This is a genomic window from Tenuifilum sp. (assembly GCF_037481895.1).
Taxonomy (GTDB): Bacteria; Bacteroidota; Bacteroidia; order Bacteroidales; family Tenuifilaceae; genus Tenuifilum; species Tenuifilum osseticum.
The window spans coordinates 1-18,560 of record NZ_JBBFKU010000019.1 but is presented as its reverse complement, the minus strand read 5'-3'; the positions used below and the strand labels follow the sequence as shown (position 1 = coordinate 18,560).

Genomic DNA, 18,560 nt, shown 5'->3' with positions numbered 1-18,560 from the left:
TATTGATTTGATAAGATTAGAAAGCAAAACCAATTGAGAATCCAATACGAATGCGGAAACCTTCAAATTTTGCTACATCAAAATTGTCACCCGTAGCACCTTCTTCGGTTTCGATACTTCCTTTGCTGTAATGGCCACCAAAGAAAAGATCCATAGTAAATCCGGAGTCAGTAATCCACTGACGACCAATGGCTAAACCACCACCGTAATTTGCATAGGTTCCCTTATCGTTGGTTTCAGTATTTTCAAGCTTGAAATTCTGATACCTGAAGTAGGGAGCAAGGTAGAAACCATCAATTGCATTGCTTTTTGGATAAAAGCGTACCTCAGGGGTTAGGATAAGACCAGAGAATTTTGAATCCTCAATTTTGTAGCTAAGATAGCCAACACCCATTTGTCCGGAAAGATTATCGGAGAGCTTGCGTTCATAGAAAAGCGAACCAGTTCCTACAAGTAAACTTAAAGTGTTTACCTTAACAACATTGGGCTCCTCAAAAACAGCAGGTTTTTCCTGTGCGAACATGGGTAATGCTAACATTACCAGGGTTGCAAATGTAATTAGTTTTTTCATTTTTTAAATTTTGATTAGTTTACACGACCATTTAAACAAACATTATGCCAAATTACTAATTTTTATTGAACTTGATAGTTTTTGTACTAATAATTTGTAAGCTGGCAGGGTTAATCATACTTATTTTAACTACATAGATCCCCTTTGGCAAACCCGATAGGTTAACAGGCATAACATTTTCGCCAGCACTCAAGTTGCTAATCGATTGTGAGATGATTACCTGTCCAAGCATGTTAACCACTTCGATGTTTGCATTAACGGAGTTTTGGTTATTAACAAATTTAATATATGCATTGTCTTCAACAGGGTTGGGGTAGAAGGATATGGCGTTTTCCTCTGCTGAATTAACTGGAACATCGGTAGTCTTATCGGATACAATGGCTCGAATTAGAAAGTTGTAATCCAAGTTGGATTGAGCAAGTTGGTTCCATTCGCTCCCGCTTATTGTGTACCAACCTCCCTTATCAGGCACCATGGGGCCTCTATCGGTGGCAAAGGGATAACCACTGGAGGCGGTTGCAGTGTAGCCCACCCAGTACTCCTTGTCGGCCTTTATTTCAACTGGTGTAGTAACGTTGTGGGTTGTCCATTCATCCACCTTAACCTCGGCCGAAGCGCTTTGGGAGTATACCAGGGTGCCGGGGTTTCCTATTGTTCCACCTTCCCAAATCTTAACCACTTCACCTGAGGTTAGCCTTTGTCCATTATCATTTCCTCTTAGGAAGAAATCAACCTTTTTGATGTACTTACCTACATAGCTAGCCATATCGCTTGCTGAAAAGCGTGTAGCCACAGTTAGGGTAGTAGCTCCATTCCCAATAGCCGAACCATAACCTCTATCGTTTTTAAGCACAATCCAGGGTGAGAAATCGATAGTTGCATTGAACGAAATGGTAGAACCTGCGCTAGTAACGTTAGTAATATTTATTCCACCATTTGATCCGTCGGAAAGGAAGCTGCGCGGATTGGTTTGGTCGTTCATGGTGGTACGACCATAATCGGCATTAAATGTGGCGCTACTTATAGTTCCGTTCAATGTAAGAGAGCCGTTTGGACGGTAAACATATACTTCGTCGGGTGGGCCATCGGCATTTCCCATGCCTTCAAGTTTGGAGTTAATGCGGTAAACCAACATACCATCGTTAGGTAAACTGGCGTCATAGGCCTCGCGCTTACGGTACTCAACCAGAAAATACTCAGTATGAGTAGCGGGCGAGGGAATAATAAAGCTATTATTTGCGGCCGATGTTGAAAGCGGGTTTAACGTGTAGGTGCCTGTTTGATTAATTACAGGAATGTTATCTATCCAGCCCCCGTAAAGATACTTCATGTAAGCACCCATGTTCTGTGGCTCATCCTTGGTGCCTTCCATTATATCCCAAACCCCAACCGGTGCACGGTTTAAATTATCGTCGTAGTGGTAAAGGTCAGGGGCTCCAAGGGCATGAAACATTTCGTGGCAGAGTGTACCAAGGTCGATTCGGGAGTTGTAAAAGAACTGCAGCTGGAAGGTGTAGTCACCCACCTGTTTTTGATTTATTCTAACAGTTTTGCTCCACAGGCTCCATTGGTGTGGCCAGAGCAGCTCGTTCCAGCCATCGTTACCCCCAGCAACAATAAAGGAAACCACATCAACATAGCCATCCTCATTTATGTCTAAGTTGATGTTTTGGGGAATCTGCGAAGCAACTGCTTCAATGGCATTTTTTAACAAGGTGTGTTCACGGTAGGTTTGGCTCTTAGAGCTGGTATAGTTATCATCATTGGGGTCATAGCCAATGGGATTTGTTGTTGCATTGTAAGGGCGGTAGTAGTTCCGGTTTTGAGAATCCTGGTACCACACCACAAAACTGTTTGAGGTTGTTGGGTAAAAAGTGGTGCTGATTGTGAATTTCCCGTAGGAAACACTTTTGTAGTAGTCGGTAACCGACATTGAGGCACCATTATAGATGTTCTGGTAGTAATCAATGGGTTCATCACCCGGGTTATCGTCGGCAAAGCGAATGAATATAACGATGTTATTCATAACGGTTGCTTCCTTTGTATCCTTTGCCCTGAGGGGGGCAATACCGTTAGCACCTTTAGCTGGATTTAAGGAAGAGAAATGAGTATTTACCCTTTTGCTTTTGCGCTTTGCAATGTACTCCTCGCGCGAGATATTGATAAATGGCTCTAACCCTTTAGTTGCGGTTGGTTTTACTTTCCCAACAACTAAATCGCTGGCTACAAGTTTTCCGTTCTCTTTAACAGCATAAACATAGTAGCCCGTTTTAGGATGCTGAACGATGGTGTAACCATCGGCATCGTGTAGCCAGTTGTGGAATTCATCGCCACTGGCAAAACATTCAATTTTTGTCCCATCGGGTTGGTAAACTACCATGGGAACATACTTTTTGGGCACCCCAAAAAGCAATGAGTACGAGGTTAAAAGTAGCAACAATGCGGCTACTAAACCCAAATAAATGCCTCTTTTCTGCATAAAGTTGATGTTACTGGTTACTAATACCTGAGTTATTGTTTATTTGTTTTTAACAAACCCTTTAAATGCTACCTTCCAGGTTGTGGTGGTTTGAATCACTGTGGTGTTAGGCAAAGTGTCAATTCTGGTTTCGGTAAATAGGTATTCCTGACCTGGTTTTAAAACAAACCTTTTACCTTTATAGGAACAGCCAACCTTGGTTTTGGTTGCATTTGTAATGGTAAGGTCGTTTTGGGTAAAAGGCAGGTTATTTACACCAATAACCATACTCGATACCCCTTGGCCAGCAGTACCTTTAAGCACCTTACCAACCCCAAGGTATAGTTTAATGTTTAGAGTGTCATTAAGATTGTTGCGGTATATTTCCAATTTTTGGGAAACTGAATCGTAGGAATAGCCTGGGCCATCAATTCTCCTTCCTGGGGTTGCTGTCCCGCTCAGAGCTTTACCCTCCGTGATTGTATAGAACTCAACAAATGGAATTAGGTTGTTTTTACCCGGAACCTTTTCCATTTTGGAGTTCGAAGTGCAGGATAAAAGTAAGGCGAAAGCCACACCCGTTGTAATGATTTGTTTCATACTAATCCTTATTGGCTGCAAAGAAAACATAATTTATTGGGTTACGCATTGAGCAAAATAAAGAAAAGGACGAACAACAGGTTTTGTTCGTCCAATTGCAAGAAAAATGACCTAAACTACATCACGATTTTTTTTCTTGTGAAATACCTAATCGTTCAGCAGTCCGTTCCGGAACATAAATAACCAACCGTTGACCTACCCTGATAAGATTTCTGTACAGGTTATTCCAGTCCTTGAGCTGCCTAACCGATACATTGTATCGTTCAGCAATTGAGCCCAGTACATCGCCTTCCTTCACCTTGTAAACTATACGAATAGAACCCGGGGGAACCTCGTGCTGATACGATGCAGTGTATTTAGATGGGTTTGCCAAAATCTTTTGGTTAAAGAAGATACTGTCCTTGTAGGCGTAAATGTCCTTCTCCCTATCAAGGAATGGGCCTACCATCTCTTTGGGTAATCGTAAAACATACGATTTGCCCTTAGCAGGAATTATATCAATTTTGTATTGTGGATTTAAATCGCGAAGCAGTTCAATGGGATAATCGAGCACCTCTGCAATCTGTTGCAGGTGTAACATGTTGTTAACGATTATTGTATCGGTAGCAGGGGGTAGGGTAATGGGCTTGGGTTGTAGGTTATGTTCCTTGTAAAAGTAGTAGGTGTAGCTGGCTGCAATGAAAGCCGGGACATAACCACGGGTTTCACGGGGTAAATGGTAGTAAATATCCCAGTAGTTGCGTTTTCCACCCGAACGTCTGATGGCCTTATTTACATTGGCAGGGCCGCAGTTATATGCTGCAATTACCAGAGTCCAGTCGCCGTAAATGGAGTATAGATCCTTGAGGAAGCGACATGCTGCATGGGTAGCAGCCAGTGGATCGCGGCGTTCATCGATGAAGGAGTTGATGGTAAGGTTGTACATCCTTCCTGTTCCGTACATGAACTGCCAAAGACCAGTGGCTCCGGCCCTGGAAACAGCACGTGGGTTTAAAGCCGATTCAATAACAGGTAGAAACCTGAGCTCCTGTGGCAGTTGATACATGTCCAGTATCTCCTCAATCATGGGGAAGTAGTAATCGGTTAGCCCAAGCATTACTTCAACCTTGTCGCGCTTTTTCTCAGTGTAGGCTTTTATGAAGCTCCTAACAATATTATTGTAGGGCAAGTCAATTAATGAGTTGATGGTTTGCAGACGCTTTATGTAAAATGAGTCGGGGAGTTCGGGCCCTTCAATGGTGTCGCCCTCAATATCGGCGACTAGGTTATTATCTTCATTGGGTTGCTGGATATACCACTGGTAAAGCAGACTATCCATCTGGTTTATTTGTCTTTGCTCATAAATGGAGTCGGAGTTTAAACTCTGGCTCTCAACCTGAGCAAATACTGGAGTGTTAAAAGTTAGGACTAAGCACAATCCACCCAAAATGTATCGCATCGCCTTCATTCTGTTTCAAATTATTAGCAAACATAAGCATTTTAAAGAAAAAATCAAGAGGAATGGCCTAAAAGTTTTAGCAAAACTATTTCTATTGCATCCGAAAATGCTAATATGCCTATCTACTCAAGTGCTGATATTATTAATTTTGCCAAATCGATTGGCTTGGTATTGTCGGCATCCACAATGATTTGAGCTTTCTCGTAAAATTTTTTTCGTTCGTCAAGAACACGTATAATATAATCGTTCAGCTCCTCACGAGTTTTACCCCAAAGTAAAGGCCTATCGATTTTTGATTCCACCAATCGCGAAACCAGGGTTGAAACCTCAAGCCTAAGGTAAACAGTAATGCCATTTCGGTTCATGTAGTCGATATTGTTGTAAAAGCACGATGTCCCACCACCCGAGGAAATCACAAAATCGCCGTTAAATGAACAAACCTCTTTGAGTGCTTCGTTCTCAATAAGCCGGAAGTGCTCTTCGCCCTTTGTTTCAAAAATTTGTTTAATTGTTCTTTTGTGCTTGGTTTCAATATACTCATCCAAATCGAGGAATTGGTAACCCAGGAAATGAGCCAACTCCCTTCCAACTGTGGTTTTTCCGCTCGACATGAATCCTATTAGGAAAATCTTCATCGCTTAATACTTTACTTAAGTTGAATGTAAAAATGTCTAATTCACAATATTTTAGGAAATAAACATTTAAGGGAGATCAAAGATATAAAAAAAGAGCAGAAAAACTGCTCTTTTTGCTAAAGTTCCAAACTCATTTGCTCAGCTGAAGAACCTGAATCGTTGTCTTCCGATTCTGAATCAGGAATTCCGCTTGTTTCTTCCTCAAAAGCTGATCTTTCCTTTTCCAGGGGTTCAGTAAATTCAACCCGTTTTACATCGAACGTGGTTAGACGTTTTCCTTTTGCCTTGTAACCCTTTACGGCTATAAAGGCATCAACATCGATATTCTCGGGTTCGCGATTTGCGTGCTTGCCTCCAAAAACAAGTTTCAAAGCCGGGAATACATCGGCATTCAAAGCTATAAGCTTTGAACTATACTCGTCGGGGATAAAGGATTGGGTTTTCTCGGTGGGTTCAAAACGGAAACGTTTAAGGTAGTACTGTTTTTGCTCGCCATCGAAATAAACGGCCGAGAATACCTTGTGGGGGTTAAACTTTTCAACCAGTAGGGGTTGCACATCGAACCTGAGGGCATAATTGGTGTTGGCAAGGAAATAGGTGCCATCCGGGTTTACAACCAGAACGCGTTCATCGGGCAAGAATTCGCCAAGCAGTTCACCTTGTCCTTCGTGGTTCAGTCGCATAACATCAGGGTCGTACCATACCTTTACACCCTCCACTGCGCCAGCAATCTTTTCCTTGAGCATGATTTTGTGGATGGCGTATCGGGTAAAGATATTTCCCTGTGAGCCACGTCCTTTAACTGCCAGCTGGCTGAAATCCAGCTCAAGTATAAGGTTACGGAGGCGTGGCCTAGGTTTCAGGTAAACCTTCAGTACTTCGGTTTCACCATTTGGGTTTGCCGAAAGCCAAAGTATTTGTGAACCCTGCGTCCCCTTTGTTATGTCGTACTCCTTATCGCGTGTGGTTCCGTTAATGGCGCATCGCTTCATCATGATATCGCCGTTTAGGCCATCGCGGTAAACCACGTTGTAAATCGTTCGGGTATCGTTCTTCTTATAAACTCCAACGTGGACAATATCCTTACCAAAGAAGTCCTTTTCCTGAACCTTACGGATGTAGTACTTGCCATTGCGGAGAATTACTATTACATCGTCGATATCGGAGCAGTCGCATACGTATTCGTCCTTTTTCAGACCTGTACCCACAAAGCCTTCGGCTCGGTTAACGTAAAGCTTTTCGTTTGCCACAACCACCTTAGTGGCAACAATGGTATCAAAACTGCGGAGTTCGGTTTTGCGATCTCTTCCTTTCCCGTATTTCTTTTTGATTTGCTGGTAGTAATCGATGGTATAAGTTACAATATTGGCAAGGTGATGCTTCACTTGCTCCATTTCGGCTTCCACGGCCCTGATATGCTCATCGGCCTTTTTGATATCGAATTTCGATATCTTGCGCACGGGCTTCTCGGTTAGCTTCAGAATATCGTCGCGGGTAATCTCGCGCCGGAGTAGCTTACGGTAAGGGTCAAAACCCCGCTCAATGGCTTCTATTACCAAATCCCATGTTTCAGTATCCTTTTCAAGCTCGCGGTAAATGCGCTCTTCAAAGAATATTTTTTCCAGCGACGAGAAATGCCAATCCTCCTCCAGCTCTGCCAGCCTAATGTTAAGTTCCATGGTAAGGAGTTCCTTAGTTCTATCCACCGAAGCCCTAAGGATATCCTTAACGCCCATGAAACGGGGCTTATCGTCGTAAATGACGCACGAGTTGGTTGATATTGACATCTCGCAGTCGGTAAAGGCGTAAAGGGCATCAATTGTCATATCGGGGTTGGCGTCGGGGTGCAGGTGGATGAGAATTTCAACATTCTCGGCGGTATTATCGTCAATCTTTTTGATTTTAATCTTCCCTTTGTCGTTCGCTTTAAGGATTGATTCGATAAGCGATGTGGTGGTTTTTCCAAAGGGTATCTCGGTTATAGCAAGGGTTTTACGGTCGAGTTTTTGGATGCGGGCGCGTACCTTAACCGCGCCGCCGCGTAAACCATCGTTGTAACGGTTACAATCGGCTAAGCCACCTGTGGGGAAATCGGGGTAAAGTTCAAAATCCTTACCCTTAAGGTAGCTGATTGCCGCATCAATTAATTCATTGAAGTTGTGGGGTAAAATTTTTGAGGCTAAACCAACCGCAATACCTTCCACTCCTTGCGCTAGTAAAAGCGGGAACTTAACCGGAAGCGTTACAGGCTCCTGGTTACGACCATCATAGCTGAGCATCCACTCAGTGGTTTTGGGGTTGAAAACCACTTCAAGGGCGAATTTTGACAGCCTAGCCTCAATGTAACGGGGTGCGGCTGCACCGTCGCCTGTAAGTATGTTGCCCCAGTTACCCTGGGTGTCAATCAACAAATCTTTTTGGCCCAGCTGAACCAAGGCTTCACCAATTGATGCGTCGCCGTGGGGATGGTACTGCATGGTGTAACCAATAATATTGGCCACCTTATTGTAACGCCCATCGTCGAGCCGTTTCATGGCGTGCAGTATACGGCGCTGAACGGGCTTTAACCCGTCATCGAGGTGCGGAACGGCACGTTCCAGTATAACATACGAGGCGTAGTCCAAAAACCAGTCCTTGTACATCCCGGTGATGTGGGTCTTTTTGGCGGCCTCGCCGGTAATCCTTTCTATTTTGGCATGAAGCTCGGGCGAAACAGGTTTCCCTTCGCCTTCGCTTAAAAGCTCATCCGCTTCAAAATCGTCCAATCGCATTTTCTTGAGCTATTGTAGGTTGATGTTTATGCTACCAGGTTTTTATTCTCAACGTCATGGTTGTCCTCCTCGTCGATGTTATTTTCATCGGCTTTTGGGGCTGGTTCCTCATCAATAATATCCTCCTCAATTCTGAGGTTATTGATAATGAAATCCTGACGGTCGGGCGTGTTCTTGCCCATGTAGAACTCCAAAAGGTCATGTATTTGGTCTTCCTTGGTCAAACGAACAGGGTCGAGCCTCATGTCGGGGCCAATGAAGTTCTTAAACTCATCGGGCGAAATTTCACCTAACCCTTTAAACCTTGTTATTTCAGGGTTTGGGCCAAGTTCGGCTATTGCCTTTTCCTTCTCCTCGGGGGTATAGCAGTAAACGGTCTTCTTCTTATTACGAACCCTGAAAAGTGGGGTTTGGAGGATGAAGAGGTGCTCCTGGCGGATTAGCTCAGGGAAGAACTGTAGGAAAAAGGTTATGAGCAGCAACCTGATGTGCATACCGTCCACATCGGCATCGGTGGCTATTACAATTTTGTTGTAGCGGAGGTTTTCCATGTCCTCCTCAATGTCCAGCGCAGCTTGTAGCAGGTTAAACTCCTCGTTCTCGTAAACTATCTTTTTGGTTAGCCCGTAGGTGTTTAACGGTTTACCGCGGAGCGAGAATACTGCCTGTGTATTTACATCGCGCGATTTGGTGATTGAACCGCTTGCGGAGTCACCCTCGGTAATAAAAAGGGTGCTTTCATGCGCACGGTCATCCTTGCTGTTGTAATGGATCCTGCAATCGCGTAGCTTGCGGTTGTGCAGGCTTGCCTTTTTAGCCCGCTCACGGGCTATCTTTTTGATACCCGATATAGCTTTACGTTCCTTTTCGGACTCAATAATCTTTTGTAGCAGAATTTGTGCAGTTTCGCTATTGCGATGCAGGAAATTATCGAGTTTTTCCTTAATAAAATCGGTGATGAATTGCTTTACTGAGGGTCCGTTAGGGCCCATGTCCTTGCTCCCAAGCTTGGTTTTGGTTTGTGACTCAAATACGGGATCTTCAACCTTAATGCTTATGGCTGCTATAATGGAAGTACGAATATCCGATGGGTCAAAGTCCTTTTTATAGAACTCCCGGATGGTTTTAACGTAGGCTTCGCGGAACGCGGTTAGGTGTGTACCGCCCTGAGTGGTATGCTGGCCGTTCACAAAGGTATAGTAGTCTTCGCCGTAGCCAACACCGTGGGTAATTGCCACCTCAATATCTTCACCTTTCAGGTGAATAATGGGGTAGAGTGGCTCTGTTGTTATGTTTTCGTTCAGTAGGTCGAGAAGTCCGTTTTTTGAGATAAACTCCTTGCCGTTAAAGCTGATGGTTAGGTTGGTGTTGAGGTAGGTGTAGTTTCGGATCATGGTTTCGATATACTCATCCTGGAATGAGTATTGACCGAATACCGTCTCGTCAGGAGTAAACTGAACGTAAGTGCCGTTTGCCTCACCATTGGCGGGGTATTGCTTGTCGTTAACAAGGATGCCTCCGGCAAACTCGGCCTCGCGAACTAATCCCTCGCGAATACTCTTTATGATAAACTGGTTGGAAAGCGCATTAACCGCTTTTATACCAACCCCATTTAAGCCTACCGATTTCTTGAAAACCTTGGAGTCATACTTGGCGCCCGTGTTCATCTTGGAGGCCACGTCAATTAGTTTCCCTTGCGGGATACCACGGCCATAGTCGCGAATGGAAACAGTTTTCTCGTTAAGCTGAATGTCGATGCGTTTACCGTTTCCCATCATGAACTCATCAATGGAGTTGTCAACCACCTCCTTAAGCAGAATGTAAATGCCATCGTCGGGCTGTGAGCCGTCGCCAAGCTTACCGATATACATACCCGGGCGCTTGCGAATGTGCTCCTGCCATTCCAACGTTTTAATACTATCTTCAGAATATCCAACACTCATGACTACTTCTCCAGTTTGCTGCAAAAATAACCAAATTGAATTGGCATGAACTTTTTTTACCCAAATAAATATCAACAGGTTTGGGCGACTTGTAAACCGATTGGAATTTAATGAGTTATTGTAATAATTTGGCTTGCGGTTTTAAATCATTAAGCCAAACTCGTTGTTCCCGAAAATTGGGAGAATTAGCTATGCGTTATTGGCAATATTTGGGTATTGTTTCTTGTAAATATCAGTATGGATGTGTAAAAAAAGGAAAGGGCTACGGCATTTGAGGGTGTAGCCCCATCCTACTAATCAACTACATTTTCTTCCCAATATAGAAAACATAGCCATAGTAATCCTTGTACCTGGCGTAGAGTTGAGCCTCGTGTTGTAGGTTTTCAACCAATCGCTTGGCATTCAGATTGTCTGCATACTTTTCCATGAAAAGTTTCTGCGCTGGTACTTGTGGAGCATAAAAATGCTCAGTCCAACAGTTTTCGGGCAGTATGAACGTAGCAACCGGAATATAACCAGCCTTTTGCATGATTGCCACTTTGCTAGGAATGGTGTCAATTTCCGGGTAAGCATCTAACCAGAACTGCTCAATTTCTGCTGGACGCTCTGGCGTAAACCACGATGCTTCAGTTACTGCCACGTAGCCCCCTTTCTTGAGGAATCGCCGCCATTCGGTTAGGCCGCGCTCAAAACCAATGTTATAGATGGCTCCCTCTGACCATATAAGGTCTAGCTCTTCGTCCTGAAAGGGCAGGTTGTCCATTGATCCAGCTATTGCTTTGGCTTTATCCGTTAGGCCTAGCTTGGTAGCATTCTGGTTGAAAATATCAACAAATTGTGGGAACAGGTCAATACCTAGTATTGTTCCCTGTGTGTTTTGGGCAAGCACCATGGTTTGCCCCCCTGTTCCGCATCCTATGTCGGCAATTTTGGCGTTTTGGGTAAGATTGTCGATAAAACTCAATGCCTTGATTGTTACCTCAGGGCTGCCTGGTCCCTGACGTTCGACATACGAGAAATACTCACATATTAATGCTATATCGAAATCGTGTATGGAGTTGTTTTCTTGTTCCATGATCTAGTAGTTATGTTTTAACAGGCAAAAGCATTGCTTTGCCGCCATTAAATTGTTTGAAAATTTATAAAAGATATTACATGGCAAGTTGCTGCCAAACAGAAATGGTTGTGTAATCTTGTGATTTAGTCAAGATTACCTAACCTACCAGTTCCGAGTTCGATAAATACATCCAAAGGTTTTAGACCTTTCAAAGGTAAGCATTTTTTTGAGTTTCAATATTTATTGGTTGAATTCAGCATCATTCGTACAGATTATTTTATTGATAGATGAGATTTTTCGCTGTGTATATCAATTCAGGAACCTTGCGCATAAATTTTTTGCCAAAAAATTTGCATGGTAAAAAACAATCTTTTATATTTGACCGACCGTTCAACCAAAAATAAATATGCCACGCACAAAGCAGCAAGTTGAAGCAATCCGCCAGCAGCGAGTTATGCAGATTTTAGACGCTGCACTTGATGTTTTTGCCCACAAGGGTTTTCATTCGGCAACCATTGCCGACATCGCCCAAAAGGCAGGAATTGCAAAAGGGTTGCTTTACCATTACTATAGCTCCAAGGAGGAGCTGCTCTCCCATATCGTGATTAATGGAATGAACAATTTGATAGAAAAGTTTGATGAAAACCACGATGGGGTACTAACCGATGCAGAGATGGAACTGTTTATTAACGATATGTTCCGTAAGATTGTCGAAAACCGCAACTACTGGAAGCTATACTTCTCCGTTATGCTGCAACCCAATGTTTTCAGCAAGGAGTTGATGCAAAAGCTTGAGGGTATCTATGAACCAATGGTATCAATCTTAATTCAGTACTTTAGGCGCAAGGGCTATCAGAATCCCGAAATGGAGTTTATGATACTGCATGCCCTTTCCGATGGCATTGTTATTAATTACATCTCAAATGAGAACTTTCCTCTCGATGCAATTAAGGAGGAAATTATAAAGCGTTATATCAAGTAAAATGTTTAATAAACCATTAAATTAACAGGAGATGATTCCACGAGTTTTATTGTCAACCCTTTTGATTTCAGCCACTCAGCTTTTGGTTGGCCAGAATGCAAGCGAGATAGTTCGAAAGGCCGATGAGATGATGCGTGGCGAAAAATCGAGCTATAGCGAGATGACCATGCGTATAGTGCGCCCAAAATGGGAGCGTTCGCTCTCATTTAAGAGCTGGAGCAAGGGTACTGAGCTATCTTTGGTCTATATCACTTCCCCGGCAAGGGAAAAGGGACAGGCTTTTCTGAAAATTAACCGTGAGATGTGGAGCTGGAACCCAACCATCAACCGAACGGTTAAGCTACCACCTTCAATGCTCTCACAGGGGTGGATGGGCTCCGACTTTACCAACGATGACTTACTGAACCAGCGGTCAATTGTGGTTGACTACAACCACACCATTTCCGGCGAGGAGCAGATTGACGGGTGGGATTGCTGGCGAATTACCCTTACCCCAAAACCCGATGCTCCCGTTGTTTGGGGTAAAATGATTATTTGGGTTTCCAAGAAACATTACCTTATCCTGAAATCGGAATACTATGATGAGGAACAATTGCTCGTAAAAACTGAGATGGCGCACAGTATTAAGGATGTTGACGGTAGAACAATTCCTACAATTTATGAGCTGATTCCGGCCGAGGAGCCCAGCAACAGAACTATTGTTGAGCTGAATGCCATTAAATTCAATATCGATATTAACGATAGCTTTTTCTCGCTACGCAATCTTACCCAGGTTAAGTAGACGAAAACCAATAATACATTTTGGTATGAGTTATTTAAAAATGGCACAACGGAACCTTTGGCGCAATAAGCGCCGCACGGCCATAACCATCTCAAGTATCTTTTTTGCGGTACTATTTGCGGTGGTAATGCGTTCGTTTCAGTTGGGTTCATACTCACTCATGATACGCAATGCCATTGAGCAGTACTACGGCTATATCCGTGTCCAACACCCCGATTTTGCCGACGATCCCTCGCTGGAGAACACCTTTGAGTTTGACCAAAGCCTTCCGGAAACAATTTTAAGGGTTCAAAATGTAAAGGCAGTAACCCCACGGCTCGAAACCTTTTCCCTGGCTTCGTCGGGCAATATCACCAAGGGAGTGCTCGTGCTTGGGATAAATCCCGAGGCCGAAAAACAATTCTCAAACCCTGAACAGTTCATTGTTAGGTATACCATTCCTAAGATGCTGGCCGATAGTTCAGGCATGGAGCACATTTTTACTGATGAAGTAAAAAGGATACTTGGTGCACACGCCGGCGAATCGTTTACCGATTCTGCAAAGCTGACCAGAATTTTCGGCGACCAACCGGTTGATGCTGTCCAGCTAAACCAAATCCTGAATATGTCCCGGGCGCACGGACGATTTATTACCAGCAACGATAGCGGTGTTGTAATCTCATCGAGGCTGGCCAATTTCTTAAACATTCAGGTTGGCGATTCCCTTGTAATGCTTAGCCAGGGTTACCAGGGTGCTTCTGCCGCAGGAATTTACCCGGTTGTTGGTATAGTTCGAATACCCAACCCCGAACTCGACAACCGAATGGTTTACATGCCGCTGCAGGTGGCACAAAGTTTCTCCAATGCACATAATCTTTTATCGTATATGGCTGTTAACCTGTGCGATGCAAGCGACGAAGCACTAATGGTCACAACCGATAGCGTAAGAAAGGCGCTGGCGCATACCGGGCTGGATGTTAAAACATGGCAAGACCTGAACAGGGTTTTGGTTCAACAGATTGAAAGCGATAACCAGAGCGGGAAGGCTTTCCTTTTTCTGCTCTATTTTGTTGTGTTCTTCGGGATTTTTGGAACTGTAATAATGATGGTTCACGAACGGATGCATGAGTTCGGTGTGCTTGTGGCTGTTGGTATGCAAAAAATTAAGCTGGCCATAACGGTTTTGCTCGAGATGCTTATTATGGCATTGATTGGTGTAGCGCTTGGGTATCTTGTTGGGTTACCAGTAATCCATTACTACCATGTTCACCCCATTAGGCTTACCGGCGAAATGGCAAAAATGATGATGGATATGGGGTTTGAACCACTAATGCCAATGGCTCCGTTCGATGCATACGTCATTTGGCAGGGTGTTTCGGTGGTATTCATGGTGTTGCTAGCATGCATTTATCCTACACGGAAAATACTAAAGCTTAACACTGTAACAGCAATTAAACGGTAACCAATTGAGTTGAAAACAATAAAACTTTACAAACATGTTAGTTTCACTTAGCTGGCGAAATGTTTGGCGTAACCCAACCAGGAGCATGGTTGTGGTGGTGGCTGTTGCCCTTGGCCTTTGGGGTGGGGTTACTGCCATGGCCCTTATAAACGGGTGGGTTAAACAGCGCATAGCCGATAGCATTCAAAACGAGATATCGCACATTCAGATACACAACCCCGATTTTTTACTCAACGAGGAGGTTGATAAAACTTTCAATTTCGACTCGGTGGCCGCTACCCTCGATTCTACAAAGGGGATTGTTGGGTTTAGCGGTAGGTTGAAGGTTTTTGCCATGGTTCAAACCGATAGGGCCAACTCGGGCCTGGTTGTACTTGGCGTTAAGCCAACCAGCGAACGTAGCATTAGTGGTATTCCCAACAAGCTGATATTGGGCAGTTTCCTTGAAGGTGATTTTAAAACCCCTTCGATTGTTCTTGGGAAGAAAGCAGCCGAGGAGCTGAAATTGGTAAACTATGAGCTAACCGATAGCATTGCTCAAAAACTCTCTGCAATGGAGCCAAGGCTTGGGGAGCAAATCCAAATACTTGCGGGTAGGAGGTATAGGACTCGCTCAAACCTTATGAATGCCCTTAAAGCTGAACTTGAACCCGCACTGTTTAACCACTACTCCGAAACCATAGCCGACTCCTGCGCTTCGTTCAGGTTAAACGGCCCTGTGGTTCTGACATTTCAAACACCCACTGGGGAGCTGCATAGCGAGATGTTCAGGGTTCGTGGTATTTACCGCACCTCCAATACAGCCTTTGATGCGCGTATGGCTTATGTAAATTTCGATAATCTTGCTTCGGCGGCTAACATCAATCCAAGCAATGTTCATGAGGTTGCCATACTCTGCAAGGATAACACCCATGCGGTAAGTATAGCAAAAATGCTATCGGCTATGCATCGTAGCTTGAAGGTTCAAAGCTGGGATGAGATATCACCCGAAATTGCCCTCTATGCTGCATTTGGCGATTTTATGGGGATGATTTACGTTGTAATAATCCTGTTTGCCCTGGCGTTTGGCATTATCAACACCATGATGATGAGCGTTCTGGAACGGTACCGTGAGTTTGGTATGCTCATGGCCATTGGCATGAACCGTTTGCGCGTTTTTAGCATGATAATGATGGAATCGGTTTTCCTTACCCTTACCGGTGGGGTAGCGGGTATTTTGCTTAGCACCGGATTCATCAAAATATTTGCCCGTACCGGAATTGATTTTGGCATGTGGGCCGAGGGTTTTGAAGCCATTGGATACTCCTCAGTGGTTTACCCTGAAATTACCACATCCAACTATGTACTGATTACCATGCTGGTGGTTGCCACGGGCATTCTTGCTTCGTTGTGGCCTGCCCGTAGGGCGCTAAAGCTAAACCCCATGCAGGCACTAAGAGTTGAGTAAATTCTGATAACTTGTAAAATATCAAACCATATGGCAATAATTGAAGTTGTTAACGTTGATAAGATATACAACGACTCAGAGGTAAAGGTCACCGCTCTGAGCAATATCAACCTTAAAGTTGAAAAGGGTGAGTTTACCGCTATTGTAGGACCATCGGGGTCAGGAAAAACCACGCTGCTCAACCTGCTTGGCGGGCTCGATAACCCAACCAACGGAAAAATCCGTGTTGGCGATGTTTGGCTAAATGAGCTAAAAGGCTCAAGGCTGATTGATTTCAGGCTTCGTAACATTGGGTTTGTGTTTCAATCGTACAACCTGATACCCGTGCTCACTGCTGGCGAGAATGTTGAGTTAATCATGCAGTTACAGGGTGTGCCTGCTAAGCTGCGCAAGCAGGTTGCCGCCGATATGCTGGGAAAGGTGGGCCTGGCCGATAGGTTTAGTAGCCGTCCGGCTAAACTATCGGGTGGGCAGCAGCAGAGGGTTGCCGTGGCCCGCGCCCTGGCCTCGAAACCGCAATTCATACTCGCCGATGAGCCCACTGCCAACCTCGATGGCAAATCGGCCGAGAATCTTTTGCAAATCATGGAGCACCTTAACCGTACTGAGGGTGTTACCTTTATCTTTTCCACCCACGACCAGCGTGTGGTTAACCGGGCCCGCAGGGTAATTATGCTGGAGGATGGAAAGGTTAAATCCGATACACTTCAGTAAAATTTCTACACTATGCGAAAAGCGTTAAATTCCAATCTGCTTTTGGTTTTGCTGCTCTGCGGTTATGCGGGAGCACAGGAGTTTAAGGGTCACGTTAAGCTGCTGAACAACCTATTTGTTCCTTACCCCGATACGTTGGTTTGGTTTACCGACCAAACCCTTGAGAATAGGCTTGAGGTTAAATGGGATGTCGCTCCCTGGCTCAGGTTGGAGGCCCAGGCACGTAACCGTTTTATTTATGGCGATTTTGTTGAGAATATCCCCAATTACTCATCGCTGATTGGCAGCAGCAACGGGTTTGTTGACCTTTCGTTCCTCTGGGCTGAGGGTCGCTCGTTTGTTGGGCATACCGAGTTTGATAGGCTTTTTGCTCGGGTCAGCTATAGCCGTTTTGAGCTAACGCTTGGCAGGCAACGGGTGAACTGGGGAATCGATTTGGTATGGAATCCGAACGATATCTTTAATACCTTTTCGTATCTAAACCTGGAATACCCTGAGCGTCCGGGCACCGATGCTGTTACATTGAAAGCGTACACTGGCTCACTATCGTACATCGAGGCTGTTTACCAGCCCAACAAAACAGCCGATAGCAGTGCCTACGGCGTAAGGTACAGGGCAAACATAGCCCGTACCGATTTTCAGGTTTTGGTTGCCCGTATGGCTGGCTACTACGTGTTGGGCGGAGGACTATCGAGTGAGTTAGGTCAATTTGCAATAAGGAGCGAGGTTTCATATTTCAATGCCCAAAAGTCCAGCGAAAAAAGCGTTTTGGTGGCCACCCTCTCGGCCGACCGCTCTATGGGAAGCAACAGCTTTGTGCAGCTTGGAGCACTTTACAACTCCTTTGGCAGCAGGGGCAGCCACGAACCCCTTAGCCTCATTGAACCACGCGCGCAAAGCCCAATGATGCTTAGTCGTGGAAAGGTTAACCTTTTTGCCGGTGTAAACTCAACTGTGGCTACGCTTTTTATCCCATCGCTGGCTATACTGGTAAATCCTGCCGACTGGTCGGCAGCGGTTATACCAAGCCTCAGCTACTCAGCTTCCGATAATCTAACCCTTGCCCTAACGGGTATGCTATTTGCCGGAAACCGTACCGATGAATACCCCAATATTGGCCAACTTGCTTACTTTAAGGTGCAATGGAACTTTTAGAAACTATTACCTTTCAGTTGAGGGGTAGGGCTGAGTTTTTTCATTATTAATCATTAAACTTAAAGTATCACAGTGTTTCACAGAGTAACACAGAGTTCCACGGTGTAATTCAGTAGTATCTGCGTCATCTGCGTACCATTCCAATTCGCGAACACATATTCCTGTCATTCCGAACTTGTCGAGGAATCTTATTAAAAAAGAGAAGAAGGCACAAAGGGATGCTTCGGCTAGCTCAGCATGACAATCATCTCATGAACCGATCAAAAGTAAGTATCACAAAGTTACACAGTGTAACACGGTGTTACACAGAATGGCATTCAAGAACAACGATACACGAACAACGAACAACGAACAACGCTTCCAGCCCCGTAGGGGCGAAACATTTGTAACCCCATGAAACCCCTTCATGTTTAGCGATGCACGCAATACATTTTCCAAAGAACAAAAGTGAAGTTTTGCATCGCAAAGGAAAAACATTGCAAAGAGTTATTTTCACGTTCTTTCTTGTCTTGATACAAGAAAGAACCAAAGAAAATCAAGGCTGAAAAGCCCGACCCGATGGGAGCC

At 44.5% G+C, this 18,560-nt stretch carries 14 protein-coding genes; 6 read left to right on the top strand and 8 right to left on the bottom strand.

Annotated features, from left to right (window positions below; translation table 11 throughout):
- Nucleotides 1-16: 16 nt before the first annotated feature.
- From WHS63_RS07330 to WHS63_RS07295, 8 genes are all read right to left on the bottom strand, one after another.
- Nucleotides 17-571 carry a DUF3575 domain-containing protein gene (locus WHS63_RS07330; protein WP_445204536.1) on the bottom strand — a complete coding sequence of 185 codons (555 nt, stop codon included), beginning with the start codon at nt 569-571 and terminating at the stop codon, nt 17-19.
- Between the two features lie 55 nt (nt 572-626).
- Nucleotides 627-3,050, bottom strand: a complete 2,424-nt coding sequence (locus tag WHS63_RS07325) for a T9SS type A sorting domain-containing protein (RefSeq protein ID WP_445204535.1) — start codon at nt 3,048-3,050, stop codon at nt 627-629.
- 39 nt (nt 3,051-3,089) lie between these two features.
- Nucleotides 3,090-3,629, bottom strand: coding sequence for a hypothetical protein (locus tag WHS63_RS07320; protein ID WP_445204534.1), 540 nt, complete (start codon nt 3,627-3,629; stop codon nt 3,090-3,092).
- A gap of 121 nt (nt 3,630-3,750) precedes the next feature.
- The gene (locus WHS63_RS07315; protein ID WP_445204533.1) at nt 3,751-5,076 is read right to left on the bottom strand and encodes a transglycosylase SLT domain-containing protein; all 1,326 of its coding nucleotides are present in this window, start codon (nt 5,074-5,076) and stop codon (nt 3,751-3,753) included.
- A 113-nt stretch (nt 5,077-5,189) separates the two neighbouring features.
- The gene (locus WHS63_RS07310) at nt 5,190-5,702 is read right to left on the bottom strand and encodes a shikimate kinase (protein ID WP_445204532.1); all 513 of its coding nucleotides are present in this window, start codon (nt 5,700-5,702) and stop codon (nt 5,190-5,192) included.
- A gap of 116 nt (nt 5,703-5,818) precedes the next feature.
- Nucleotides 5,819-8,473 carry a DNA gyrase/topoisomerase IV subunit A gene (locus tag WHS63_RS07305; RefSeq protein ID WP_445204531.1) on the bottom strand — a complete coding sequence of 885 codons (2,655 nt, stop codon included), beginning with the start codon at nt 8,471-8,473 and terminating at the stop codon, nt 5,819-5,821.
- 26 nt (nt 8,474-8,499) lie between these two features.
- Nucleotides 8,500-10,416, bottom strand: coding sequence for a DNA topoisomerase IV subunit B (locus WHS63_RS07300; RefSeq protein WP_445204530.1), 1,917 nt, complete (start codon nt 10,414-10,416; stop codon nt 8,500-8,502).
- A gap of 301 nt (nt 10,417-10,717) precedes the next feature.
- Nucleotides 10,718-11,491, bottom strand: coding sequence for a class I SAM-dependent methyltransferase (locus WHS63_RS07295; RefSeq protein ID WP_445204529.1), 774 nt, complete (start codon nt 11,489-11,491; stop codon nt 10,718-10,720).
- A 388-nt stretch (nt 11,492-11,879) separates the two neighbouring features.
- On the opposite strand from WHS63_RS07295, the gene WHS63_RS07290 reads away from it, so the two are divergent.
- The 6 genes from WHS63_RS07290 to WHS63_RS07265 are packed head-to-tail and all read left to right on the top strand — an operon-like array spanning nt 11,880 to nt 17,993.
- The gene (locus tag WHS63_RS07290; protein WP_445204528.1) at nt 11,880-12,455 is read left to right on the top strand and encodes a TetR/AcrR family transcriptional regulator; all 576 of its coding nucleotides are present in this window, start codon (nt 11,880-11,882) and stop codon (nt 12,453-12,455) included.
- 31 nt (nt 12,456-12,486) lie between these two features.
- Nucleotides 12,487-13,236, top strand: coding sequence for an outer membrane lipoprotein-sorting protein (locus WHS63_RS07285; protein ID WP_445204527.1), 750 nt, complete (start codon nt 12,487-12,489; stop codon nt 13,234-13,236).
- Between the two features lie 25 nt (nt 13,237-13,261).
- On the top strand, nt 13,262-14,677 hold the full coding sequence (locus WHS63_RS07280) for an ABC transporter permease (RefSeq protein ID WP_445204526.1): 1,416 nt from the start codon (nt 13,262-13,264) through the stop codon (nt 14,675-14,677).
- A 34-nt stretch (nt 14,678-14,711) separates the two neighbouring features.
- Nucleotides 14,712-16,124: an ABC transporter permease gene (locus WHS63_RS07275; RefSeq protein ID WP_445204525.1), complete on the top strand. Its 1,413-nt coding sequence runs from the start codon at nt 14,712-14,714 to the stop codon at nt 16,122-16,124.
- A 30-nt stretch (nt 16,125-16,154) separates the two neighbouring features.
- Nucleotides 16,155-16,838: an ABC transporter ATP-binding protein gene (locus WHS63_RS07270; protein WP_445204524.1), complete on the top strand. Its 684-nt coding sequence runs from the start codon at nt 16,155-16,157 to the stop codon at nt 16,836-16,838.
- 12 nt (nt 16,839-16,850) lie between these two features.
- Complete coding sequence (locus WHS63_RS07265; RefSeq protein WP_445204523.1) at nt 16,851-17,993, top strand: hypothetical protein; 1,143 nt, start codon at nt 16,851-16,853, stop codon at nt 17,991-17,993.
- The last annotated feature ends 567 nt before the right edge of the window (nt 17,994-18,560 follow it).